This is a genomic window from Methylobacterium ajmalii, from assembly GCF_016613415.1.
Lineage (GTDB): Bacteria > Pseudomonadota > Alphaproteobacteria > Rhizobiales > Beijerinckiaceae > Methylobacterium > Methylobacterium ajmalii.
This window is the reverse complement of record NZ_JACWCT010000058.1, coordinates 54892-76913: the sequence shown is the minus strand read 5'-3', so window position 1 is coordinate 76913 and position 22022 is coordinate 54892. Positions and strand designations below refer to the sequence as shown.

Sequence of the window (22022 nt, the reverse complement as noted above, 5' to 3'; positions counted from 1 at the left end):
CGCCACGGGCCGGAGCGAGGAGTTCGGCAACGCGGTTGCACGCGGCCGGGCCGGGCTGTTAAGCCCCGGCGCGTTCACTCAGTTCCCTTTTTGCTCGAGGCCCGACCCGCATGTCCGACCAGCCCCAGAAGCGCGTGAAGAAGGTCGTGCTCGCCTACTCGGGCGGCCTCGACACCTCGATCATCCTCAAGTGGCTCCAGACCACCTATGGCTGCGAGGTGGTGACGTTCACCGCCGATCTCGGCCAGGGCGAGGAGCTGGAGCCGGCCCGCAAGAAGGCGGAGCTGCTCGGCATCAAGCCCGAGAACATCTTCATCGAGGACCTGCGCGAGGAATTCGTCCGCGACTACGTCTTCCCGATGTTCCGGGCCAATGCCCAGTACGAGGGCATCTATCTGCTCGGCACCTCGATCGCCCGCCCTCTGATCGCCAAGAAGCAGATCGAGATCGCCGAGCGCGTCGGGGCGGATGCTGTGTCCCACGGCGCCACCGGGAAGGGCAACGACCAGGTCCGGTTCGAGCTCGGCTACTACGCGCTGAAGCCCGACGTGACGGTGATCGCCCCGTGGCGCGAGTGGGATTTCCGCTCGCGCGAATCGCTGATCGCGTTTGCCGAGCAGCACCAGATCCCGATCGCCAAGGACAAGCGCGGCGAGGCGCCGTTCTCGGTCGACGCCAACCTCCTGCACGCCTCCTCCGAGGGCAAGGTGCTGGAGGATCCGGCGCAGGACGTTCCCGACTACGTCTACTCGCGCACCCTGTCGCCCGAGGAGGCGCCCGACACGCCGACGATCATCACCATCGGCTTCGAGCGCGGCGACGCGGTCTCGATCGACGGTGAGACGCTGTCGCCGGCCACACTGCTCGCCAAGCTCAACGAGCTCGGCCGGGCCAACGGCATCGGCCGCCTCGACCTCGTCGAGAACCGCTTCGTCGGCATGAAGAGCCGCGGCATGTACGAGACCCCCGGCGGCACCATCCTGCTGCCGGCCCACCGGGCGATCGAGTCGATCACCCTCGACCGCGGCGCGGCGCACCTCAAGGACGAGCTGATGCCGCGCTACGCCGAGCTGATCTACAACGGCTTCTGGTTCAGCCCCGAGCGCGAGATGCTCCAGGCGCTGATCGACAAGAGCCAGGAGATGGTCACCGGCACGGTGCGGCTGAAGCTCTACAAGGGCGGCGTCCACGTCATCGGCCGCGAGAGCCCGAACTCGCTCTACGACCAGGACCTCGTCACCTTCGAGGAGGGCGCGGTCGCCTACGACCACCGCGACGCGGCGGGCTTCATCAAGCTCAACGCGCTGCGCCTGCGCACGCTCGGCCAGCGCAAGCGCAAGCTGGGCGCGTAGGCGAAAAAAGGCCCGCTCCGGCGACGGAGCGGGCCTCGGACAGGAAAGATGCGACCGGCGGGACGCCGGCCGCGGGGCGTCTTACGCCTCGTCCTCGTCGTCGATGTCGACGAGGAACAGGATGTCGACGTCGTCCTCCTCGTCCTCGTCGTCGGTCTCGCCCTGGCTGTCATTGGCGGCCTTGGGCTCGTCCTCGTCCTCGAAATCCTCGTCGTCCATCGAGTCCTCGAAGGTCTCGACCTCGTCCTCGGTCGCGGGGCGCAGCTTCAGCGACTCGACCTTGCCCGTCCACAGCGGGCGGCCATCGCTCTTCATGGTGCGCAGGTCGTCCTGGAAACCCTCGACCTCGAGAAGCTCCCGGGCCCGCTCCTCGTTCGACCGGATGATGGCGACGGCCGTGCCGTCGATCTCGAGAGTGAACATCGTGCTTCCCTTTTCAAGGGCCGCGCCGCTCGGGCGGGCGGGGCCGTGTTACGGGGGGAAAGGCCGCCGCGCCAGCCCCGTTCCGGGCGGCCGCGAGGGAAAGTCGCGTGAACCGCGGGGCGACGGGCCGGCTCAGCGGATGCCGAAGGCTCCGTCGTCGTTCGAGACGATCAGGATCCGCAGGTCGGAATCCGGCGCGTAATCCGTCGCCTCCCACACGAAGGTGGTCGGTCCCGTCTTGCGCACGCCGGTGCGGCAGAAGCTGACGAGCGCGGCCGGGCTGCCCTTGTCCACCGTCAGGGTGAAGCGGCCGATGCGCCCGGCCCAGTTGCGCGCCGTCGTCACGATGTAGGGCACCTCGATCGCCCGGGTCAGGCCCTGCTCCTTCATCGGCGAGGCGGCGATCAGGCGCCGCACCCCGGCGAGGCCGGCCTCGTCGAGGCAGTAGCGGGCGCGGTAGGCGGGGGTGGCCGCCTCCTCGCGCGAGAGCAGGTGGTTGCCCGTGACGGGGACGTAGGCGTGGGAGACGTGCAGCTCGCGGCCGGCCGGGAAGGTCTGCTCCCAGTGGAACTTCGCCTCGCTGCGCCACAGGCCCTCCGCATCGGCCTTGGCCTCCGAGAGCAGGCCGGCCTTCTCCAGCTCCCCGAGCACCGCCGGCGACAGGCGCGCGAGCGCCGCCGCCAGGTCCGCGCGCCGCAGCGGGTTGAGCGGCAGGCCGTGGCGGGCGAGCAAACCGGTCACCTCGTTCGTGCCGAGATGGGCCCGCTCCTCCAGGAGCGGCGTCACCGGCGCGCCGTCGACCGTCACCGTGAAGCCGACGAAGTTCGCCCGGTCGGCATGGGGCAGGTCGAGCGCGCTCATCGCGAGCTGCGCCCCGTCGATGGCCGGCAGCGGGAAGGCGACCCGCACGGTCTTGGGCGCGGAGGCCCGGTTGCGGAAGACGTAGTCGACCGTGATGCGGTCGAGGCCGATGCGCAGGTCCTCGCTGGCGAGCGCGATGTCCGGGTCGCGCACCAGCACGAGGCCGCCGGCGTCGAGGGCGGCGGCGCTGTCGTTGGCCCGGGCCGGCACGGGGAGCGACGCCGCCAGGAACGCGATGGCCCCGATGCCGGCGGCCCGGATCGCACGAACTCTGCGGCCCGCCATCGCTCTCTCCCGCCTCGAAATGATCGCGACGTCCCAAGGCGGACGCCGCGGATAGATGCCTCCGGCACGGGACGTCACGGCCGCACGCACTGGCTCAGGCCCCCGATCCCGCTCGTCCGCCCCTGGATCCGGTTCGCGATCGCCCGCAAGCCCCGGGTCGGGCGGCGCGGGTTGCGCAGGATGGGGTTGGGCAGGATGGCGACCAGCATCGCCGCCTCGCCCCGGGTGAGGTCGCGGGCCGACTTGCCGAACCAGTGCCGAGCGGCGGCCTCGGCCCCGAAGATCCCCTCGCCCCACTCGGCGACGTTGAGGTAGATCTCCATCGTCCGGCGCTTGCCCCAGACCAAGTCGACCATCAGCGCCAGCGGGATCTCGAGAGCTTTTCGCAGGTAGGAGCGTCCCGGCCACAGGAAGACGTTCTTCACCGTCTGCATCGTCACCGTGGAGGCGCCGCGGCTCGGGCCGTCCTCGTCGTCGACGACGCTCCACAGCGCGTCCCAGTCGACGCCGCCGTGCAGGCACAGGCGCTGGTCCTCGGAGGCGACGACGCCCTGGACCAGCGCCGGGGCGATCGCCTCCAGCGGCACCGCGATGCGGCTCACCGGCTGGAGCGTGACCCAGCGGCCGAGCATCAGGGTTGAGGGCGGGGTCAGCGCGCGATAGACGAGCGCCAGGACCAGGACGAGGACGACCGCCATGACGGGCACGAGGAGCACGGCGCGCAGCACCCGCCGCCCGCGGGCCCGCGTCGCGCTGCCGGCGACCGGCGCGTGGCTCGGCTCCAGGCGGCGCAGCGGCCGCAGGACGTTCCCGTCCCGGCCAGCCCCGTCGCGGTCCGCCGTGACGCGCGGCTCCTGAATCCGACCCTCCTCTCGGCGTGCCCGTCGATACGAGGACACCATGACGTCAACGCGGGCCCCGCAGCACACGACGCCGGGCCGTCCCCAGGAAAATACGATGGCCGGCACCACAGGATACCCGCAGGCAGGCGATTTCACGGCGCGGCTCGCCGCCGTCGCCAAGAGCACCGAAGGCTTCCTCGCCGAGCGCCTCGGCGACGGCGTGCAGGCGGGCGAGATCGCCCGGCCGCCCCGGCTGATGGAGGCGATGCGCCACGCCGTGCTCAACGGCGGCAAGCGCCTGCGCCCGTTCCTCGCGATCGAGACCGCCCGGATGCTCGGCGGCCCGTTCGAGGGCGCGATGGCGGCGGGCGCCGGCGTCGAGCTGGTCCATTGCTACTCGCTCGTCCACGACGACCTGCCGGCGATGGACGACGACGACCTGCGCCGCGGCCAGCCGACCGTGCACAAGAAGTACGACGAGGCGACGGCGATCCTGGTCGGCGACGCGCTCCAGACGCTGGCCTTCGAGATCGTCGCCGATCCGGCCTGGCAGGCCGATCCGCTGATCCGCGCCGAACTGGTGCTCGGCCTCGCGCGCGCCTCGGGCCTCGGCGGCATGGTCGGCGGCCAGCTCCTCGATCTCGGGGCGGAGGGGCGCTTCGGCCCGGCCAATCTCGACGTCGACGCCACGCTCCAGCTCCAGGCGATGAAGACCGGCGCCATCCTGGCCTTCTCGGTCGATGCCGGCGCGCTCGTCGGCGGCGCCTCGCCCGAGGAGCGCCGCGCGCTTCTCGCCTACGGCCGCGCGCTCGGCCAGGCCTTCCAGGTCGCCGACGACATCCTCGACCGCGAGGCTTCCTCCGAGGCGATGGGCAAGCGCACCGGCAAGGACAAGGATGCCGGCAAGGCCACCCTCGTCGACCGCCTCGGCCTCGACGGGGCGCGTGCCGAGTGCGAGCGCCTGGTGGGCGAGTGCGAGACCGCGCTCAAGCCCTGGGGCGAGGCCGCCGCGACGTTGTGCGAGGCCGCCCGCTTCACCGTCGCCCGAAAGTCTTAAAATCCCTCGATTCCCGCGGGGGGACCGCCTCCCGCCCTCCCCTCTCTTCCCGGTTTGAAAGATCCACGCCATGGCCACGCACAAGATCCTGCTCCTGCCCGGCGACGGCATCGGCCCCGAGGTGGCGCAGGAAGTCTCCAAGGTCCTGGCCTGGTTCACCCGCGCCGGGATCGCGCAGTTCGAGACCGAGACCGACCTCGTCGGCGGTGCTGCCATCGACGCCCACGGCGTGCCGCTGTCGGAAGCCGCGATGGACCGGGCCAAGGCCGCCGACGCGGTGCTGTTCGGCGCCGTCGGCGGGCCGAAATGGGCCGGCGTGTCCTACGCCAAGCGCCCCGAGGCGGGCCTGCTTCGCCTGCGCAAGGACCTGGGCCTGTTCGCCAACCTGCGCCCGGCGATCTGCTACCCGGCGCTCGCCGAGGCCTCGGCGCTCAAGCGCGAGCTGGTCGAGGGCCTCGACATCGTCATCGTGCGCGAGCTCACCGGCGGCGTCTATTTCGGCGAGCCGAAGGAGATCGTGACCCTGGAGGACGGCCAGAAGCGCGCGGTCGACACCCAGATCTACACCACCGGCGAGATCGAGCGGATCGCCGCGGTCGCCTTCGACCTCGCCCGCAAGCGCCGCAACAGGGTCGCCTCGGCCGAGAAGCACAACGTGATGAAGACCGGCGTGCTGTGGAAGGAGACCGTCACCAAGCTCCATGCCGAGCAATATTCCGACGTCGGGCTGGAGCACGTGCTGGCCGACAACTGCGCCATGCAGCTCGTGCGCAACCCCAAGCAGTACGACGTGCTCGTCACCGACAACCTGTTCGGCGACATCCTGTCGGACGTGGCCGCGATGCTGACCGGTTCGCTCGGCATGCTGCCCTCCGCCTCGCTCGGCGCGGTCGAGAACGGCACGCGGCGCGCCCTCTACGAGCCGGTCCACGGCTCGGCCCCCGACATCGCCGGCCAGAACCTCGCCAACCCGATCGCCATGATCGGCTCGCTGGCGATGGCGCTGCGCTACTCGTTCGGCCTGCTCGAGGCCGCCGACCAGCTCGAGGGCGCGATCACCCGCACGCTCGCCGCCGGCACCCGCACCCGCGACATCGCCGGGCCGGGCACCAACGCGGTCGGCACGACCGAGATGGGCGACGCCATCGTGCGCGAGCTGCAGGCGCTGGCGGGCTGAGATCTCGCTGGGCCGCGATACGGTCACTCCCACCCGCGGCCTCATCCTGAGGTGCCCACGTCAGTGGGCCTCGAAGGAGGGCTCCAGAAGTCACACCGGTTTCTGGAGCCCTCCTTCGAGGTCAGTCCATCTTCGATCGACCGACACCTCAGGATGAGGCCGTGGATGGGATGACGTTCAAGCCGATCCCGGTTTTCGATCGACAGGAAGAACCACCATGCGTCTCTGCGTGTTCTGCGGCTCCAGCGACGGGGCCCGTCCGCTCTACCGCGAGGCGGCGACCGCGCTCGGGCGCCACTTCGCCGAAGCCGGGATCGAGCTGGTCTATGGCGGCGGCAAGGTCGGGCTGATGGGGGCGGTGGCCGACGGCGCGCTCGGTACCGGCGGCCGGGTCACCGGCATCATGCCCCAGGCCCTGGTCGAGAAGGAGACCGCGCATCGCGGCCTGACCGATCTGCGCGTCGTCGCCTCGATGCACGAGCGCAAGGCGATGATGGCCGACCTCGCCGAGGGCTTCGTGGCGCTGCCCGGGGGGCTGGGCACCTTCGAGGAGATGTTCGAGGTCTGGACCTGGGCCCAGCTCGGCTACCACAGGAAGCCGCTCGCGGTGTTCAATGCCGGCGGCTTCTACGACGGGCTGCTGGGCTTCCTCGACTCCGTGGTTGAGGAGGGCTTCGTGCGCGAGCCGCACCGGGCGATGCTGATCGTCGGCACCGAACCGGCCGACCTCGTGGCGCGGATCCGCGCCTACGAGCCGCCGCGGGTGATCAAGTGGGTCAAGGCCGAGGAGCGGTAACGGCCTACAGCCCCTCTGCCGCGAGGATCGCGTGACGCGGACATGGAAACGGGCCGCTTTCGGGGCCCGTCGCGCATCCGGATCGTGCCGCCCGGCTCAGTAGCCGTAGCGGGCCCGCGACAGCGGCGAGGTCGGATCGAGGTAGTCGACCGCCGAGAGGTCCACCGTGACGGCGGTGCGGCGGGCGCCGATGAACGGTCCGTTGGTGATCGGGTCGGGCAGGATGCCGGCGCCGCCGAAGCGCTCGCGGTTGGCGATGTAGGGCGGCGAATTCAGGTAGGAGGCGGTGATGAAGTGCGGGTTGGTGGCCGGGTTGCCGGTCGCGCCCGAATTCGCCTCGACCACGTTGCCGGCATCGAGCCAGCTGCGCGGGCGCACCCGGATCGCGAGGCCCTGGCCGTCCTTGTAGCTGCGGATGACGTAGCTGTCCTGCGCCTGCGAGGCAGCGGTGCCGGCGCCCAGGGCCGCGAGGGAGAGAAGCCCGGTCAGGGCGAGAGTCTGGAAGCGCATGACGCACCTTTGCTGAACGTCGCCAGGGGTAGCGTCGCACTCGTTAAGAAACGACGCCTATGGGGAAAAAGACGTGCGAGCGCGGCCGAGGTTCCACCTCACGGCGAAGCCGGTCGCGAATGCCGCACTCTCGCCGCATTCTTGCGGATCGCCCGGCGGGGCGCCGGCACCGCCGCGGTGGTGGCCGGCTCCTCCGGCGGACACGCGGCCATGCGCGGGCCGGCCAGCATGGCGGCGAGCGGCGCCGGCAGGTCGGCTCCCGGCAGCGCCGTGAGGCGCTCGACCGTGCAGGCGACCGCCTGCGGCTCGGGCAGCTGACCCAGGGGGGCGCAGAGCCAGCCTTCGAGCCGCAGGGCGGCCGTGATCCGGAACGCCGTGCAGGCGCGCCGCCCCTCGCCGTCCGCCAGGGTCGCGTCGACGGTATCGAGGGCGCCGAACCGGCTCGACACCTGGCCACGCTCGCCGGTGCGCACCACCGAGAGGCCGCCGGCCTCCGCGGCCCGGCGGGCCAGGGTGACGAACAGGCTCCCCTCCCCGTCCGGTCCGGAGGACTCGGCGGCGACGAGGCGCAGGTACGGCGCCTCCTGGACCGCGAACTCGCCGGCGGTCAGGGTGTCCTCCCGCAGGCCCGGCTGCGTGCGGGCGCTGACGGTCGCCTCGCCGAGGCGGTAGCGGTCGGCCGCCGCCTCGCGCCAGGCCGGCGGCGCCACCGCGGGAGCGGCGTAGCGCGGCACGAAGGCGGCCGGCTCGGCGGCGAGCGGCGGGTCGGCGAGGCGCCGCTCGCTGGCGAGCACGCTGAGCAGCGCGATCACCCCGGCGGCGCCGAGGGTGCGGGCCAGCGCACGCAGGCGCCAGGCGCCGCGCGAGAGCCGGCGGGGCTCCGCGCGGGACAAGGGCCGCGGCAGCAGCGGCTCGACGGGACCGATGTCCTGGACACCGATGTCCTGCACGAGGGCTCGGCCCGCCCGCGCCAGGGCGGCGTCGTCGAAGTCCGGCCTGTGCCGCACGGGCTCGCTCCTTCGGTTCGCGCAATCTCGCGAAACCAAGAGTCGCATCGCATTTTAGCGATTTCCTTGACCCGGCCCGGCTTGTCCTCAGGCGGCGCGAGTCAGGGTGAACGGCACGCTAACGCGTGACGGGTTGCGGAATCTGTCGCCGGCTCCCGATCCGGTCCGCCATTCACCCCTTGACAGGTCGTCGTGTTCGGGCTGTTGCTGTGCGCGCTCGCGCACCCCGTCTCGGGTGCGCCTTTCGAGGACTGACCCCGCGCCATGCGGCTCGTGTCGACCACGACGAAACGCAAAGCCACGACGGCGATTACCGCCGCCGGCTGAAGCCTCGCGTCGTCCTCGGATCCCTCCCCGTCCGTGGCGGACGGAGGCCGGGCTTACCCGAAGCCCGCCTGAGATCGTCCGGGGAGGAGTTAGTCCGAACTGGAGCGATTGAGATGGGTTACAAGGTTGCCGTCGTCGGAGCCACCGGCAATGTGGGCCGCGAGATGCTCGACATCCTGGCCGAGCGCGCCTTCCCGGCCGACACCGTGGTGGCGCTCGCCTCCCGTCGCAGCCTGGGCCAGGAAGTGTCCTTCGGCGACAAGACCCTGAAGGTCCAGGCCCTCGACCAGTACGACTTCTCCGACACCGACATCTGCCTGATGTCGGCCGGCGGCGAGACCTCGAAGGAGTGGTCGCCCCGCATCGGCCAGCAGGGCTGCGTCGTCATCGATAACTCGTCGGCCTTCCGCTACGATTCCGACGTGCCCTTGATCGTGCCCGAAGTGAATGCCGACGCGGTGGTGGGATTCACCAAGAAGAACATCATCGCCAACCCAAACTGCTCGACCGCGCAGCTCGTCGTGGCGCTGAAGCCCCTGCACGAGGCCGCCACCATCAAGCGCGTCGTCGTCGCGACCTACCAGTCGGTCTCCGGCGCCGGCAAGGAAGGGATGGACGAGCTGTTCAACCAGACCCGCGCGGTGTTCACCGCCGGCGAGGTCAAGATGCAGAAGTTCACCAAGCGCATCGCCTTCAACGTCATCCCGCACATCGACGTCTTCATGGAGGACGGCTCCACCAAGGAAGAGTGGAAGATGGTGGCCGAGACGAAGAAGATGCTCGACCCCAAGATCAAGCTGACGGCGACCTGCGTGCGCGTGCCGGTGTTCATCGGCCACTCCGAGGCGGTGAACGTCGAGTTCGAGCGCCCGCTCTCGGCCGAGGAAGCCACCCAGATCCTGCGCTCGGCGCCCGGCATCCTGGTCGACGACAAGCGCGAGCCCGGCGGCTACATCACCCCCCACGAGGCGGCGGGCGAGGACGCGACCTACATCTCGCGCATCCGCGAGGACATCACGGTCGAGAACGGCCTGTCGTTCTGGTGCGTGTCGGACAACCTGCGCAAGGGCGCGGCCCTCAACACGGTCCAGATCGCCGAGGTGCTGATCAACCGCAAGCTGATCTCGCCCAAGCAGAAGGCGGCGTGACGCGCCCGGCCCTCCCCTCGAGGGAGGGCCGCCCTGCTCCGCGAGGAAAGGACCGGGATCAGCGACGCCCGGCCTTCGCACGGCACGAAGCCGGCCTTCCGCGATCACGTCTTTTCTTCCACCCGCCCAGACCGGACGCTGCCCCCGACGAGATGACGGGAAGGCTCTGCGATGGACATGACGATGGCGGGCGGCCTCGTGTTGCCGGCCCTGCTGGCGGCCGCGACGATCGGGCTGTGGGCCTTCGCCCTCCTGCCCGAATTCCTCACCGCGCTGCTGTTCTTCGCCGCCGCCACGATCCTGCGGCTCGCAGCCCCCGAGGTGATCTTCTCGGGCTTTTCATCCTCGGCCTTCTGGCTGGTGCTGAGCGGCTTCGTGATCGGGACGGCGATCCGCAAGGTCGGCCTCGCCGATAGGGTCGCCGGTCTCCTGGCGCCGCGCCTCGTCGGCTCCTGGCCGGCCCTCGTCGCCGGCACGGTCGGGCTCACCTACGCGCTGGCCTTCGTCATGCCCTCCAACATGGGCCGCATCGCCGTGCTGATGCCGGTGGTGATGGCACTCGCCGACCGGGCCGGGCTGCCGGCGCAGGGGCGCGGCAGGACCGGCCTCGCCCTGGTGGTGGGCTTCGGCACGTTCCAGCTCTCGGCCAGCATCCTGCCGGCCAACGTGCCGAACCTCGTCATGGTCGGGGCGGCCGAGAGCGCCTACGGGATCCGTCTCGCCTACCTGCCCTATCTCGCCCTGCACGCGCCGGTCCTGGGGCTGTTGAAGGGGGCGGTTCTCGCCGGCTGCGTCGTCCAGCTCTTCGCGCCCGGTCCCCTCGCGCCCGTCGCCGCCGGACCGGCGCCCGCCCCGGTGAGCGCGGCGGAGGTGCGGCTGGCGATCCTGCTCATTGCCACCCTGGTCCTTTGGATGACCGATTCCCTTCACGGTGTCTCGGCGGCCTGGATCGGCCTCGCCGCGGCCTGCCTGTGCCTACTGCCGCGGGTGGGCTTCCTGTCCGGCGACGAGTTCGCCGCCGGGGTCAACGTCCGCACCTGCCTGTACATCGCCGGCATCCTGGGCTTTGCCGCCTTCGTGGCCCGCACCGGGCTGGGCGACCGGGTGGGCGAGGCGCTGCTGCCCTGGCTGCCCCTCGATCCGGCGCGGCCGGCTGCCAGCGTCGCGGGCCTTCTCGGCCTCGCGACAGTGCTCAACGTCGTCGTGACGGCGAACGGGGTCCCGGCCCTGTTCACACCCCTCGCCCACGGGCTCGCCGAAGCCAGCGGCCTGCCCCTCGCCACGGTGCTGATGGTGCAGGTGATCGGCTACGCGACCCCGCTCCTGCCCTACCAGGCCTCGCCGGTCGTGGTGGCGATGGGCATGGGGCGTGTCCCGGCCCGGGACGGCCTGCGCCTCTGCCTCGCGGTGGCGGCCGTCACCGCCGTGGTCCTGGTGCCCCTCGACATCCTCTGGTTTCGCGCCCTCGGGTGGCTGTGAGCCCGGGTTGCCCTGCGGGCGGCGCTGTCGCAGTGTCCGCGCCGATCTGAGATCCGCCGGAGCACATCCCCCATGGCCCCCACCATCCTGTCCGTCCGCGACGACACCCTGGCGGTGCTGGAGCGCCTCGGCGTCCCGGCTTCGGCCTTCGCGGCGGAAGGCGGAGAGGGCGGCCTGCCGGCGCGCTCGCCGATCGACGGCGGCGTGGTGACGACAGTCCGCGAGACCACCGCCGCGGAGGCCGAAACGGCGCTGGCGCAGGCATCGCAAGCCTTCCTCGCCTGGCGCCGGGTGCCGGGCCCGCGCCGCGGCGAGCTGGTGCGGCTGCTGGGCGAGGAATTGCGCGCCCACAAGGACGATCTCGGCCGCCTCGTGACGCTCGAAGCCGGAAAGATCCTCTCGGAGGGCCTCGGCGAGGTCCAGGAGATGATCGACATCTGCGACTTCGCCGTCGGCCTGTCGCGGCAATTGCACGGGCTCACCATCGCCACCGAGCGGCCGGACCACCGGATGATGGAGGTCTGGCACCCGCTGGGCGTCTGCGGCGTCATCACGGCGTTCAACTTCCCCGTCGCGGTCTGGGCGTGGAACGCCGCGCTGGCGCTCGTCTGCGGCGATCCGGTCATCTGGAAGCCGTCCGAGAAGACCTCGCTCACCGCGCTCGCCGTCCACGCGCTCGCCGCGAAGGCGGTGAGGCGCTTCGGGTCGGACGCACCCGACGGCCTGCTCGGCCTCCTGATCGGCGGCCGGGAACTCGGCGAGCGGCTGGTCGAGGACGGGCGGGTGGCGCTCGTCTCCGCCACCGGCTCGACCGCGATGGGCCGGCAGGTGGCGCCGAAGCTCGCCGCCCGCTTCGCCCGGGCGATCCTGGAGCTCGGCGGCAACAACGCCGCCATCGTGGCGCCTTCGGCCGATCTCGACCTGGCTTTGCGCGCCATCGCCTTCGCGGCGATGGGCACCGCCGGCCAGCGCTGCACCACCCTGCGGCGGCTCTTCGTGCATGACAGCGTCTACGACGCGCTGGTGCCGCGCCTGAAGGCCGCCTACGGCTCGGTGCGGATCGGCGATCCGCGCGACCCCGCCACCCTGATCGGCCCGCTGATCGACGTTCATGCCGCCGACGGCATGGCGCGCGCCCTCGACGAGGCCCGCGCCATCGGCGGCACGGTGCATGGCGGCGAGCGCCTGCGCGACATCCGCGGCGAGGCAGCGGCCTATGTCCGCCCGGCTCTCATCGAGATGCCCGAGCAGACCGGCCCGATGCGCCGCGAGACCTTCGCGCCGATCCTATACGTGACTCGCTACACCGGGCTTGAGGAAGCGATCCACGCCCAGAACGCGGTGGCGGCCGGCCTGTCCTCGTCGATCTTCACCCGTGACCTGTCGGAGGCCGAGATCTTCCTGTCGGCCTCGGGGTCGGATTGCGGCATCGCCAACGTCAATATCGGCCCGTCGGGGGCCGAGATCGGCGGGGCCTTCGGCGGCGAGAAGGAGACCGGCGGCGGCCGCGAAGCGGGCTCGGATTCCTGGAAGGCCTACATGCGGCGCGCCACCAACACGATCAATTACGGCAAGACCCTGCCGCTGGCGCAGGGGGTGACGTTCGAGGTGTGAGGACGGGGGCCGGCGGTGGCGGCCCCCGCCCCGGTCAGCGGCCCATGCACTGGTAATGGATCTCGGTGCCGGCGGGCACCGGGGCGTAGGCCAGCGTCACGGCCGTCGGCGTGACGGATCCCGACGGCACCTGCCCGCTCGTCATCCAGAAGGTGCAAGCCGGCTTCTGGGCGCGCGCGGCGGCGAAGGCGATCCGGCAGCCTTTCGAGCCGGCGGGAAGCGACACCACGCCGTGGTCGTCGGTCGCCCCCGCCGCGAGGCTGCCCGAGGCGCAGGACGCCAGAGCCGGAGCGCTGCCCCTGGACCAGAGGTGGTTGCCGTAGCTCAGATCGGCATTGTCCCAGATCGCGGCACCATAGGCCGTGCCGCTGGTGCTGCGGCCGATCGTGAAGGCGCCGACCGCGCCGTTGCGGCCGACATAGCTGCCGCCGTCCCATTCCACGAACGAGCTGGTCGGCACGGCGATGGCCGTCCCGTTGGGGAACGTCGCCTGCTTGAAGTCGATGCCGCCGCCGGCGTGGCGGCCGCTCCCCTTGAGGATCACGCGGCTGTCGCTCTCGTCGACGAGGAAGCCGCCCTCGTGCCGGCGGCCGGCGAGGGCCCGAATCGTCGACCCGGAATGGCCGGCGTCCAGCAGGACGTGATCCTTGATGACGGACCCGACATCGGACGGCTCCCCGGCGATGTGGATGAAGCTGTGGGCCCCGTAGGGCGCGGGCCCGCCGGCGTTGACAGCCCCCGATCCGACGAACTGGTAGGCCAGGAACGGAAACGTGCCCGCCGCCCCGCCGCCGTAGAACGTGCAGGCCATGAAGAACCGCGTCCCGGCGTTCGAGTCCTCGTTGGCGTTGTTGCAGTCCTTCTCCTCGCCCCAGGCGGTACCGGCCCCCTTGTAGCGGACCGAGAAGTTGAAGTTGGTGCACCAGACCTGGCCCGATCCCGCCTCGGCGGTGCAGGCGACGTTGAGCGCGGTCTTGCCGTCGTTGATCCCGGGGCTGAAGAACCGCCACCGGACCGAGCCGTCCTGGTAGGAGGCGGTGTTGCCGGTCGGGCCCCGGCTGCCGGAGGTTCCGCCGGAGATCACCTCGTAGATGCAGTCTGGAAGGTCCGTCTGGAGCACGCCGCCGTTGGGGGCGCTGCAGACCGATCCGAAGACCTTGACGTAGTCGCCGGTCGCGAACGCGGTCTTCGCCGCCCACCGCTTGTATGACCCGGTCTTCGATGTGAAGTTGATGGCGAGCGCGTTCTCCTGCGCGTCCGGCCCGGCCTTCGTCGTCGTGTTGATGAGCATGTGGGCCCGCAGGTGCGGACCATCGAGGCAGCCGCCGACGGAGCAGTAATCCACGAAGGGGCCCGAGGGCGTGATGTAGATGCCGTCCGACTGCGGGGCGTTGGAGGGCGCGTGCGCGTCGAGGAACGCCGGCGTCCCGGTCGAGGGCAGGAGCCGGATCGGCGCGCCGCCGGCGCCGCCGCCGACGGTGAGTCCGTCGCGCGCCTGGACCGGGCCGCCGACCTCGAGCTCGTCGAGGCGGCCGGCCTCACGGGCGAGCGCGGGCGACGCGCCGAGCAGGACGGCGAGGGCGAGGATCAGGATCGCGCGGGACATGGCAGAAGTTTCCTCATCGCGACGGCAGCGTCGCAATGTCCGGCCTCGGGCCATACGTCATCGGACGGCACTGGGACGAGCCGGGACGGCGTCGACCGTCAGGCGCGGCCGGCGTGAGCCGCCGCGTCGCGACGCCCCGCGACGATCGGCGGGCGTCCGGGATCGGCGCGGGTAAGAGGTACGGCGGTCGGCGGCTGCCCCTCACGCCGCCGGCATCGCCCGCTCGATCATCCGGGCGAACAGCGAGACGCCGTAGGGCGTCGCCTGGTCGTTGAAGTCGTAGGCCGGGTGGTGCAGGCCGGCACCCGGGCCGGTGCCGAGGAAGATGTAGGCGCCGGGCCGGGCGTTCAGCATGTAGGAAAAGTCCTCCGCGCCCATCATCGGGGCGACCGCCCGCTCCACCGCGTTCTCCCCCGAGACCTCGGCGGCGATGTCGGCCATGAAGCCGGCGCGCTCCCCGTCGTTGACGGTCACCGGGTAGCCGCGGCCGTAATCGGCGCTCGCGGTGGCGCCGAAGGCGGCGGCGATGTTCGAGGCCACCTGGCCGATGCGCGCCTCGCACAGGTCGCGGACCGATTCCGAGAGCGTGCGCACCGTGCCGTTGAGGATCGCGGTCTCCGGGATCACGTTGAAGGCGTCGCCCGCCTTGACCTGCGTGATCGAGATCACCGCCGATTCCACCGGGTCGACGGTGCGCGAGGCGATCGATTGCAGCGCCGTGACGATGTGGGAGGCGACCAGCACCGGGTCGATGCAGTTGTGGGGCGCCGCCGCGTGGCCGCCCTTGCCGCGCACCGTGATGGTGATCCGGTCGGCCGCCGCCATGATCGCGCCCGGGCGGATCGCGAAGTGGCCCAGCGGCAGGCCCGGCATGTTGTGCAGGCCGTAGACCTCCTGGATGCCGAAGCGCTCCATCAGGCCATCCTTCAGCATCTCGTCGGCGCCGCCGCCGCCTTCTTCCGCCGGCTGGAAGATCACCACCGCGGTACCGTCGAAGTTGCGGGTCTCGGCGAGGTACTTGGCGGCCCCGAGCAGCATCGCGGTGTGGCCGTCGTGCCCGCAGGCGTGCATCTTGCCCGGCACCGTCGAGCGATGGGGAACGCCGCTCGTCTCCTCGATCGGCAGGGCGTCCATGTCGGCGCGCAGGGCCACCACCTTGCCCGAGCCGCCGCTGCGCCCGCGGATGACGCCGACGACGCCGGTCTTGCCCAGGCCCGTCACCACCTCGTCGCAGCCGAAGGCCCGCAGCCGCTCGGCCACCAGGCCGGAGGTGCGGTCGAGGGCGAACAGCAGTTCGGGATGCTGGTGGAAGTCGCGGCGCCAGGCCGTGATCTCGTCGGTGAGGGCGGCGACGCGGTTGATGACGGGCATGTGACGATACGCTCGTGTGGGGGCGGAAACGGACGCGCAGGATGCAACAGGCAGAGCGGCGCGCGGTCAACTCCCTCCGGCCATTCGCGAACGGCGCGGGCCCGGCGCCCGGCGCATGGCCTCGCCCGGTTGGCCCGAGATTTGTTAGAGCTGCGCGATCGCGCCGGCCCCGCGGGACGTCCTGCGAGACGAACCGGGGACGATGCATCATTTTTCATCAATCCGGCGTCGCGCGCGGCGCCGGAAGGCTCTAGTAAGAGCTTCAGCGTCCCCCGCGGAGTGTGCCCGTCGATGTCGTTCGTGAAGTCCCGTCCGCTGCTGGCCTGCCTGACCGCCGCCACCGCCCTGATGGCGGTCGCCGGTGCCGCGCCGGCCTCGGCCGCCAACACCTTCCGGTTCGCCTTCCAGGGCGACCTCAAGTCCCTCGACCCGTACACCCTGAAGGAGACGTTCACGATCGCGGCGCACGGCGCGGTCTACGAGTCCCTCGTCACCCGCGACAAGGACCTGAAGCTGGTCCCGGGCCTCGCCGAATCCTGGGAGACCCCGGAGCCGACCCGCTACCGCTTCAAGCTGCGCAAGAACGTCAAGTTCCACGACGGCTCGCCCTTCACCGCCGACGACGTGATCTTCTCCGCCGAGCGCGTGCGGGCGCCGGGCTCCAACTTCCAGACCAACGTGCCGGCGGACGCCACCTTCGTGAAGGTGGACGATCACACCGTCGACATGGTGCTGAAGAACCCCAACCCCATCGCCCTGTACCAGTTCGGCGGCTGGTACATCATGTCGAAGACCTGGGCCGAGAAGCACGATGCGCTGAAGCCCACCCCGGTCGCGGCCTCGGCCCCGAGCTACGCGGCTTTGCATGAGAACGGCACGGGCCCGTTCACCATCACCGAGCACCAGCCCGGCGTGCGCACGGTGTTCAAGAAGTTCGACGGCTACTGGGGCAAGGTCGAGTCGAATCTCGACGACGCGATCTTCACCACCATCAGCAACGACGCCACCCGCGTCGCCGCGCTGATCTCGGGCGAGGTCGACTGGGTCGATCCGGTGCCGCTCCAGGACCAGAGCCGGGTCAGCTCCAGCCCCAACGCGGTGGTGGTGAACGCGCCCGAGCTGCGCACGATCTACCTCGGCATGGACCAGACCAGCGACGAGCTGCGCGGCTCCAACGTGAAGGGCAAGAACCCGTTCAAGGACGTGCGGGTGCGCGAGGCGTTCTTCCGCGCCATCGACGAGGACGCGATCGTCAAGCGCGTCATGCGCGGCCAGGCCACCGCGGCCGCCCTGCTGATCGCCCCGCCGCTCTTCCCGCTCGCCGGCGAGTTCAAACGCCCGGCCTACGACCCGAACAAGGCGAAGGCGCTCCTGGCGGAGGCCGGCTACCCGAACGGCTTCGAGGTGCCCCTCGACTGCCCGAACGACCGCTACGTCAACGACGAGGCGATCTGCCAGGCCGTGACCTCGATGCTCGCCCGCGTCGGCGTCAAGGTGAACCTGATCGCCCAGCCCAAGGCGAAGTACTTCGCCAAGATCCTGAAGCCCGCCTTCGACACCTCGTTCTACATGCTGGGGTGGACGCCGTCGTCGATGGACTCGCACAACATCCTGTTCGAGATCGCCGGCTGCCGCACCGACAAGGCCTCGCCGCGCGGCACCACCAACCTCGGGAACTACTGCAACCCGAAGGTCGATGCGTTGGCCGACAAGATCGAGCGCGAGACCGACCAGGAGGCCCGCAACCTGCTGATCAAGCAGGCCTACGAGATCGTCATGAACGACTGGGGCTACATCCCGCTCCACCAGCAGGCGCTGGCCTGGGGCGTGTCGAAGAAGGTCAAGCTCGTGCCCCGCGCCGACAACCAGATGATGCTGTACTGGGTGTCGAAGGAGCAATAAGGCGCTTTGAGAGCCAATCCCCTGTAAGGACGAGCACTTCCCCTCCCCCTTGTGGGGAGGGGCTAGGGGTGGGGGTGGTGCTGGAGGCACCGCCCAGCTCTACGCGGCACGACCCCCACCCCTGACCCCTCCCCACAAGGGGGAGGGGAAAGCGCTCTATTTTTCAAACTTCAGCCCGAGGGAATCCTCGGACCACACCAGAACCCAAGAAACCCCCTCATGCTCGCCTTCATTCTCCGCCGCCTGCTGCAATCCGTCGGGGTGCTGCTGGCGGTCGGGCTGATCGCCTTCGCGATGTTCCGGTTCGCCGGCGATCCGGTGAACCAGCTCGTGGCACCCGATACGCCCTATGCCGAGCGGCTGCAGATCCGCCAGAGCCTCGGCCTCGACGATCCGGTGCTGGTGCAGTTCGCCCGCTACGCCGGCAACGCCGTGCGCGGCCAGTTCGGCAACTCGTACCAGTTCCGCCAGCCGGTCTCGACGCTGCTCGCCGAGCGCATGCCCGCCACCCTCGAGCTCGCGCTCTGCGCCACCCTGTTCGCGCTCACCGCCGGCATCCTGATGGGGGTCTACTCGGCGCTCCGCCGCGACAGCGTCGGCGCCAAGCTCGTCCAGGCGATCTCCCTCGTCGGCGTCTCGCTGCCGACCTTCCTGATCGGCATCCTGCTCATCTTCCTGTTCTCGGTCACGCTCGGCTGGCTGCCCTCCTACGGGCGGGGCGACACGGTGCGGCTCGGCTGGTGGACCACCGGCTTCCTCACCGCCTCGGGCTGGCGGGCGCTGATCCTGCCCTCGATCACACTCGGGCTGTTCCAGATGACGCTGATCATGCGCCTCGTCCGGGCCGAGATGCTGGAGGTTTTGCGCACCGACTACATCCGCTTCGCCCGGGCGCGGGGCCTCACCACCCGCTCCATCCATTTCGGCCACGCGCTCAAGAATACGCTCGTCCCGGTCATCACGGTGGCCGGCCTCCAGCTCGGCTCGATCATCGCCTTCTCGATCATCACCGAGACGGTCTTCCAGTGGCCGGGCATGGGCCTGCTGTTCGTGCAGGCGGTGCAGAACGTCGACGTGCCGATCATGGCCGCCTACCTGCTGCTCGTCGCCCTCATCTTCGTGACGATCAACCTCGTGGTCGATCTCCTCTACACCATCGTCGATCCGCGCCTGCGCCTCTCGGTGCGGCGGGCGGCCTGAGGATTTTTGAGAGTCATGGCCTCCCCCGCCTTTCCCGCCGCAGCGCCCCCGTCGCGCCTCGCGCGCTTCCTCGATTCCGACCTGTTTGCCAACTTCAAGCGCTCGAAGCTCGCCATCGCGGCCTTCGTGGCGACGGTGCTGTTCATCGCGCTGGCGCTGCTGGCCCCCCTCATCTCGCCGCAGAACCCCTACGACCCGGCGCAGCTCGAGCTGATGAACGCCAGCCTGCCGCCGCTCTGGTACGCCGACGGCCAGGCGCCGTTCCTGATCGGCACCGACGACCAGGGCCGCGACGTGCTCTCGGCGGTGTTCTACGGCATGCGCCTGTCGCTCCTCGTCGGGGTGCTCGGCGTGCTGCTCTCGGGCTTCATCGGCATCGGGCTGGGCCTCATCGCCGGCTATGCCGGCGGCTGGGTCGACACCATCATCATGCGCGTCGCCGACGTGCAGCTGACCTTCCCGGCGATCCTGATCGCGCTCATCGTCGACGGCGTCGCCAAGGCGGTGGCCGGCGGCCACATGGATGCGGAGGCGCAGATCGCCCTGATCGTCGTGGCGATCGGCCTGTCGTTCTGGGTGCAGTACGCCCGCACCGTGCGCGGCTCGGTGATGGTCGAGAAGAACAAGGATTACGTCCAGGCCGGCCGGCTCATCGGCCTGTCGGCGCCGGTGATCCTCACCCGCCACATCCTGCCGAACGTCACCGGCCCGGTCTTCGTCATCGCCACCATCAACCTGGCGCTCGCCATCATCACCGAGGCGACGCTGTCCTTCCTCGGCACCGGCCTGCCGGAGACGATGCCGTCGCTGGGCACGCTGATCCGCACCGGCAACCGCTTCCTGTTCTCGGGCGAGTGGTGGATCGTCGCCTTTCCGGGCCTGGCGCTGGCCGGCCTGGTGCTGGCGATCAACCTGCTCGGCGACTGGCTGCGCGACGCCCTGAACCCCAAGCTGCAATGACCGACATGACCCAACCCGTCCTCTCGGTGCGCGACCTGCGGGTCGAGTTCGCCACCCGCCGCGGCGTGCTGACCGCTCTCGACGGCGTCTCCTTCGAGATCAACCGCGGCGAGGTGCTCGGCGTCGTCGGCGAGTCCGGCGCCGGCAAGTCGGTGACCGGCTCGGCGGTGATCGGCCTGATCGACCCGCCCGGCCGCATCGCCGGCGGCGAGATCCGCCTCAACGGCGAGCGCATCGACAACTTGCCCCCGGACGCGATGCGCAAGGTGCGCGGCAAGCGCATCGGCATGATCTTCCAGGACCCGCTGACCAGCCTCAACCCGCTCTACCGGGTCGGCCGGCAGATCGAGGAGACGATCCGCACCCATACCGACCTGTCGGCACGAGCCGCCCGCCAGCGGGCGATCGACCTTCTGGCCGAGGTCGGCATCCCGGCGCCGGAGCGGCGGATCGACGGCTTCCCGCACGAATTCTCCGGCGGCATGCGCCAGCGCGTCGTCATCGCGCTGGCGCTCGCCGCCGAGCCGGAGCTGATCATCGCGGATGAGCCGACCACGGCGCTCGACGTCTCGGTCCAGGCCCAGATCATCACGCTCTTGAAGCGCCTCGGGCGCGACCACGGCACCGCCGTGATGCTGATCACCCACGACATGGGGGTGATCGCCGAGGCCGCCGACCGCGTCGCGGTGATGTATGCCGGCCGCGTCGCCGAGATCGGCCCGGTAGCCGCGGTGGTGGGCGATCCGCTCCACCCCTACGCCAAGGGCCTGATGGGGGCGATTCCGTCGCTGTCGCACGAGGCCGACCGCCTGGCCCAGATCCCCGGCGCGATGCCGCGGCTCTCGGCGATCCCGCCCGGCTGCGCCTTCAACCCGCGCTGCCCGAAGGTGTTTGCCCGCTGCACGGTGGACCGGCCCGAGCCCCTGACGGTCGGCTCGCACCGGGTCGCCTGCCACCTCTACGACGCGACCGGACAGGCCGCCGCATGAAGCCCCACATCGCCTTGAAGCCCGTGATCACGCCCCAGCCCGACTACGTGCAGGTCCGCGACCTGCGCCGCCTGTTCGACGTCTCGCGCCCCTGGCTCAACCGGGTGATCGAGCGCCAGCCGCGCCAGTACCTGCGCGCCGTCGACCACGTCTCGTTCTCGGTCGCCAAGGGCGAGACCCTGGCGATCGTCGGCGAATCCGGCTCCGGCAAGTCGACGGTCGCCCGCATGGTGGTCGGCCTGATGCCGCCCTCCGACGGCGAGGTGACGATTGCCGGCATCTCGATGACCGACCCGCGCCAGGCCGCCGAGCGGCGGCAGCTGCGCCGGCGCATCCAGATGATTTTTCAGGACCCCTACGCCTCGATGAACCCGCGCTGGCGGGTCGACCGGATCGTCTCCGAGCCGATCCGCGCCTTCGGGCTCCTGTCGGGCGAGCGCGAGATCCAGGCCCGCGTCGGCGAGTTGCTGACCCTGGTCGGCCTGCACCCCGACGACGGCAAGCGCTACCCCCACGCCTTCTCGGGCGGCCAGCGCCAGCGCATCGCCATCGCCCGGGCGCTCGCCTCCGAGGCCGAGTTCCTGGTCGCCGACGAGCCGACCTCGGCCCTCGACGTCTCGGTCCAGGCCCAGATCCTGAACCTGATGCGCGACCTCCAGGACCGGCTCGGCCTGACCTACCTGTTCATCAGCCACAACCTCGCCGTGGTGCGCCACATGGCGAACCGCATCGGCGTGATGTATCTCGGCCGCATCGTCGAGATCGGCGGCGGCCGCGAGCTCTTCACCGCCCCGAAGCACCCCTACACCCGCATGCTCCTCGATGCGGTCCCCGACCTCGCCCATGTTGGCCGCCAGCGCGTGCCGGTGCAGGGCGAGATCCCGAACCCGATCAACCCGCCGTCAGGGTGTACTTTCCATCCGCGTTGCCCGTTCGCGAATGACCGGTGCAAGGCGGAGGTGCCGGCGTTCCGGGATGGGGTGGCGTGTCATGCGGTTGAGGAGGGGCGGTTGATGCCGGGGGGTGTGGCGGCTGTGGCGTAATGAGGTGCGCCGCGGTCTCAAGAAGAAGATCGCGGCATGTCTCGAGGACAGCGACTCGACAGCCCAAACTACA

General features: G+C 70.7%; 19 protein-coding genes. 12 read left to right on the top strand and 7 right to left on the bottom strand.

Annotated elements, in window-relative coordinates; translation table 11 throughout:
• The first annotated feature begins 110 nt into the window (after positions 1 to 110).
• Positions 111 to 1352, top strand: coding sequence for an argininosuccinate synthase (locus tag HPY23_RS10685; RefSeq protein WP_048429208.1), 1242 nt, complete (start codon positions 111 to 113; stop codon positions 1350 to 1352).
• An 81-nt stretch (positions 1353 to 1433) separates the two neighbouring features.
• On the opposite strand, the gene HPY23_RS10680 is transcribed toward HPY23_RS10685, so the two are convergent.
• The 3 genes from HPY23_RS10680 to mtgA all read right to left on the bottom strand — a co-directional run bounded on the left by HPY23_RS10680 (position 1434) and on the right by mtgA (position 3619).
• Entirely contained in the window at positions 1434 to 1775 is a 342-nt protein-coding gene (locus tag HPY23_RS10680) for a hypothetical protein (protein ID WP_060846769.1), read from the bottom strand.
• Positions 1776 to 1907: 132 nt separating this feature from the next.
• Positions 1908 to 2921 carry a DUF4424 family protein gene (locus HPY23_RS10675; RefSeq protein WP_091883596.1) on the bottom strand — a complete coding sequence of 338 codons (1014 nt, stop codon included), beginning with the start codon at positions 2919 to 2921 and terminating at the stop codon, positions 1908 to 1910.
• Between the two features lie 74 nt (positions 2922 to 2995).
• Complete coding sequence (gene mtgA, locus HPY23_RS10670; RefSeq protein WP_236012732.1) at positions 2996 to 3619, bottom strand: monofunctional biosynthetic peptidoglycan transglycosylase; 624 nt, start codon at positions 3617 to 3619, stop codon at positions 2996 to 2998.
• Positions 3620 to 3878: 259 nt separating this feature from the next.
• Here mtgA and HPY23_RS10665 point away from each other — a divergent pair, with 259 nt between their 5' ends.
• The 3 genes from HPY23_RS10665 (at position 3879) to HPY23_RS10655 (ending at position 6793) form a co-directional block, all read left to right on the top strand.
• Positions 3879 to 4820: a polyprenyl synthetase family protein gene (locus tag HPY23_RS10665; RefSeq protein WP_058619591.1), complete on the top strand. Its 942-nt coding sequence runs from the start codon at positions 3879 to 3881 to the stop codon at positions 4818 to 4820.
• 70 nt (positions 4821 to 4890) lie between these two features.
• Positions 4891 to 5997, top strand: a complete 1107-nt coding sequence (gene leuB / locus HPY23_RS10660; RefSeq protein ID WP_091883598.1) for a 3-isopropylmalate dehydrogenase — start codon at positions 4891 to 4893, stop codon at positions 5995 to 5997.
• A 217-nt stretch (positions 5998 to 6214) separates the two neighbouring features.
• Positions 6215 to 6793, top strand: coding sequence for an LOG family protein (locus HPY23_RS10655; protein ID WP_091883599.1), 579 nt, complete (start codon positions 6215 to 6217; stop codon positions 6791 to 6793).
• Positions 6794 to 6889: 96 nt separating this feature from the next.
• Here the strand turns inward: HPY23_RS10655 and HPY23_RS10650 are convergent, their stop codons facing one another.
• Both HPY23_RS10650 and HPY23_RS10645 read right to left on the bottom strand, forming a co-directional pair.
• Complete coding sequence (locus tag HPY23_RS10650) at positions 6890 to 7303, bottom strand: hypothetical protein (protein ID WP_048429213.1); 414 nt, start codon at positions 7301 to 7303, stop codon at positions 6890 to 6892.
• 98 nt (positions 7304 to 7401) lie between these two features.
• Positions 7402 to 8310, bottom strand: a complete 909-nt coding sequence (locus HPY23_RS10645; RefSeq protein ID WP_091883601.1) for a hypothetical protein — start codon at positions 8308 to 8310, stop codon at positions 7402 to 7404.
• A gap of 440 nt (positions 8311 to 8750) precedes the next feature.
• Between HPY23_RS10645 and HPY23_RS10640 the strand changes: the two genes are divergently transcribed.
• The 3 genes from HPY23_RS10640 to amaB all read left to right on the top strand — a co-directional run bounded on the left by HPY23_RS10640 (position 8751) and on the right by amaB (position 12878).
• Complete coding sequence (locus HPY23_RS10640; RefSeq protein WP_048429215.1) at positions 8751 to 9785, top strand: aspartate-semialdehyde dehydrogenase; 1035 nt, start codon at positions 8751 to 8753, stop codon at positions 9783 to 9785.
• Positions 9786 to 9956: 171 nt separating this feature from the next.
• Positions 9957 to 11264, top strand: a complete 1308-nt coding sequence (locus tag HPY23_RS10635; protein WP_091883603.1) for an SLC13 family permease — start codon at positions 9957 to 9959, stop codon at positions 11262 to 11264.
• Between the two features lie 72 nt (positions 11265 to 11336).
• Positions 11337 to 12878 (top strand): L-piperidine-6-carboxylate dehydrogenase, encoded by a 1542-nt coding sequence (gene amaB, locus HPY23_RS10630; RefSeq protein ID WP_091883604.1) that lies wholly within the window; start codon positions 11337 to 11339, stop codon positions 12876 to 12878.
• A gap of 34 nt (positions 12879 to 12912) precedes the next feature.
• Here amaB and HPY23_RS10625 read toward each other — a convergent pair whose 3' ends face one another.
• Positions 12913 to 14484, bottom strand: coding sequence for a hypothetical protein (locus HPY23_RS10625; RefSeq protein WP_060846776.1), 1572 nt, complete (start codon positions 14482 to 14484; stop codon positions 12913 to 12915).
• Between the two features lie 201 nt (positions 14485 to 14685).
• Positions 14686 to 15855, bottom strand: coding sequence for a M20 aminoacylase family protein (locus tag HPY23_RS10620; RefSeq protein ID WP_060846777.1), 1170 nt, complete (start codon positions 15853 to 15855; stop codon positions 14686 to 14688).
• Between the two features lie 291 nt (positions 15856 to 16146).
• Between HPY23_RS10620 and HPY23_RS10615 the strand changes: the two genes are divergently transcribed.
• The 5 genes from HPY23_RS10615 to HPY23_RS10595 all read left to right on the top strand — a co-directional run bounded on the left by HPY23_RS10615 (position 16147) and on the right by HPY23_RS10595 (position 21949).
• Positions 16147 to 17757: an ABC transporter substrate-binding protein gene (locus HPY23_RS10615; protein WP_091883606.1), complete on the top strand. Its 1611-nt coding sequence runs from the start codon at positions 16147 to 16149 to the stop codon at positions 17755 to 17757.
• A 219-nt stretch (positions 17758 to 17976) separates the two neighbouring features.
• Positions 17977 to 18957 (top strand): ABC transporter permease, encoded by a 981-nt coding sequence (locus HPY23_RS10610; protein ID WP_060846779.1) that lies wholly within the window; start codon positions 17977 to 17979, stop codon positions 18955 to 18957.
• A gap of 15 nt (positions 18958 to 18972) precedes the next feature.
• Entirely contained in the window at positions 18973 to 19917 is a 945-nt protein-coding gene (locus HPY23_RS10605; RefSeq protein ID WP_091883607.1) for an ABC transporter permease, read from the top strand.
• Positions 19918 to 19922: 5 nt separating this feature from the next.
• A complete protein-coding gene (locus HPY23_RS10600; RefSeq protein WP_091883710.1) occupies positions 19923 to 20906 on the top strand; it encodes an ABC transporter ATP-binding protein in 984 nt (327 codons plus the stop codon).
• Positions 20903 to 21949: an ABC transporter ATP-binding protein gene (locus tag HPY23_RS10595; RefSeq protein WP_091883609.1), complete on the top strand. Its 1047-nt coding sequence runs from the start codon at positions 20903 to 20905 to the stop codon at positions 21947 to 21949. Before HPY23_RS10600 ends, HPY23_RS10595 begins: the two co-directional genes overlap by 4 nt.
• Positions 21950 to 22022: the final 73 nt, after the last annotated feature.

Coding starts and splice junctions, on each gene's coding strand:
- HPY23_RS10685 (WP_048429208.1), top strand. CDS start 111: ATGTCCGACCAGCCCCAGAAGCGCGTGAAGAAGGTCGTGCTCGCCTAC.
- HPY23_RS10680 (WP_060846769.1), bottom strand. CDS start 1,775: ATGTTCACTCTCGAGATCGACGGCACGGCCGTCGCCATCATCCGGTCG.
- HPY23_RS10675 (WP_091883596.1), bottom strand. CDS start 2,921: ATGGCGGGCCGCAGAGTTCGTGCGATCCGGGCCGCCGGCATCGGGGCC.
- mtgA (WP_236012732.1), bottom strand. CDS start 3,619: ATGGCGGTCGTCCTCGTCCTGGTCCTGGCGCTCGTCTATCGCGCGCTG.
- HPY23_RS10665 (WP_058619591.1), top strand. CDS start 3,879: ATGGCCGGCACCACAGGATACCCGCAGGCAGGCGATTTCACGGCGCGG.
- leuB (WP_091883598.1), top strand. CDS start 4,891: ATGGCCACGCACAAGATCCTGCTCCTGCCCGGCGACGGCATCGGCCCC.
- HPY23_RS10655 (WP_091883599.1), top strand. CDS start 6,215: ATGCGTCTCTGCGTGTTCTGCGGCTCCAGCGACGGGGCCCGTCCGCTC.
- HPY23_RS10650 (WP_048429213.1), bottom strand. CDS start 7,303: ATGCGCTTCCAGACTCTCGCCCTGACCGGGCTTCTCTCCCTCGCGGCC.
- HPY23_RS10640 (WP_048429215.1), top strand. CDS start 8,751: ATGGGTTACAAGGTTGCCGTCGTCGGAGCCACCGGCAATGTGGGCCGC.
- HPY23_RS10635 (WP_091883603.1), top strand. CDS start 9,957: ATGGACATGACGATGGCGGGCGGCCTCGTGTTGCCGGCCCTGCTGGCG.
- amaB (WP_091883604.1), top strand. CDS start 11,337: ATGGCCCCCACCATCCTGTCCGTCCGCGACGACACCCTGGCGGTGCTG.
- HPY23_RS10625 (WP_060846776.1), bottom strand. CDS start 14,484: ATGTCCCGCGCGATCCTGATCCTCGCCCTCGCCGTCCTGCTCGGCGCG.
- HPY23_RS10620 (WP_060846777.1), bottom strand. CDS start 15,855: ATGCCCGTCATCAACCGCGTCGCCGCCCTCACCGACGAGATCACGGCC.
- HPY23_RS10615 (WP_091883606.1), top strand. CDS start 16,147: ATGTCGTTCGTGAAGTCCCGTCCGCTGCTGGCCTGCCTGACCGCCGCC.
- HPY23_RS10610 (WP_060846779.1), top strand. CDS start 17,977: ATGCTCGCCTTCATTCTCCGCCGCCTGCTGCAATCCGTCGGGGTGCTG.
- HPY23_RS10605 (WP_091883607.1), top strand. CDS start 18,973: ATGGCCTCCCCCGCCTTTCCCGCCGCAGCGCCCCCGTCGCGCCTCGCG.
- HPY23_RS10600 (WP_091883710.1), top strand. CDS start 19,923: ATGACCCAACCCGTCCTCTCGGTGCGCGACCTGCGGGTCGAGTTCGCC.
- HPY23_RS10595 (WP_091883609.1), top strand. CDS start 20,903: ATGAAGCCCCACATCGCCTTGAAGCCCGTGATCACGCCCCAGCCCGAC.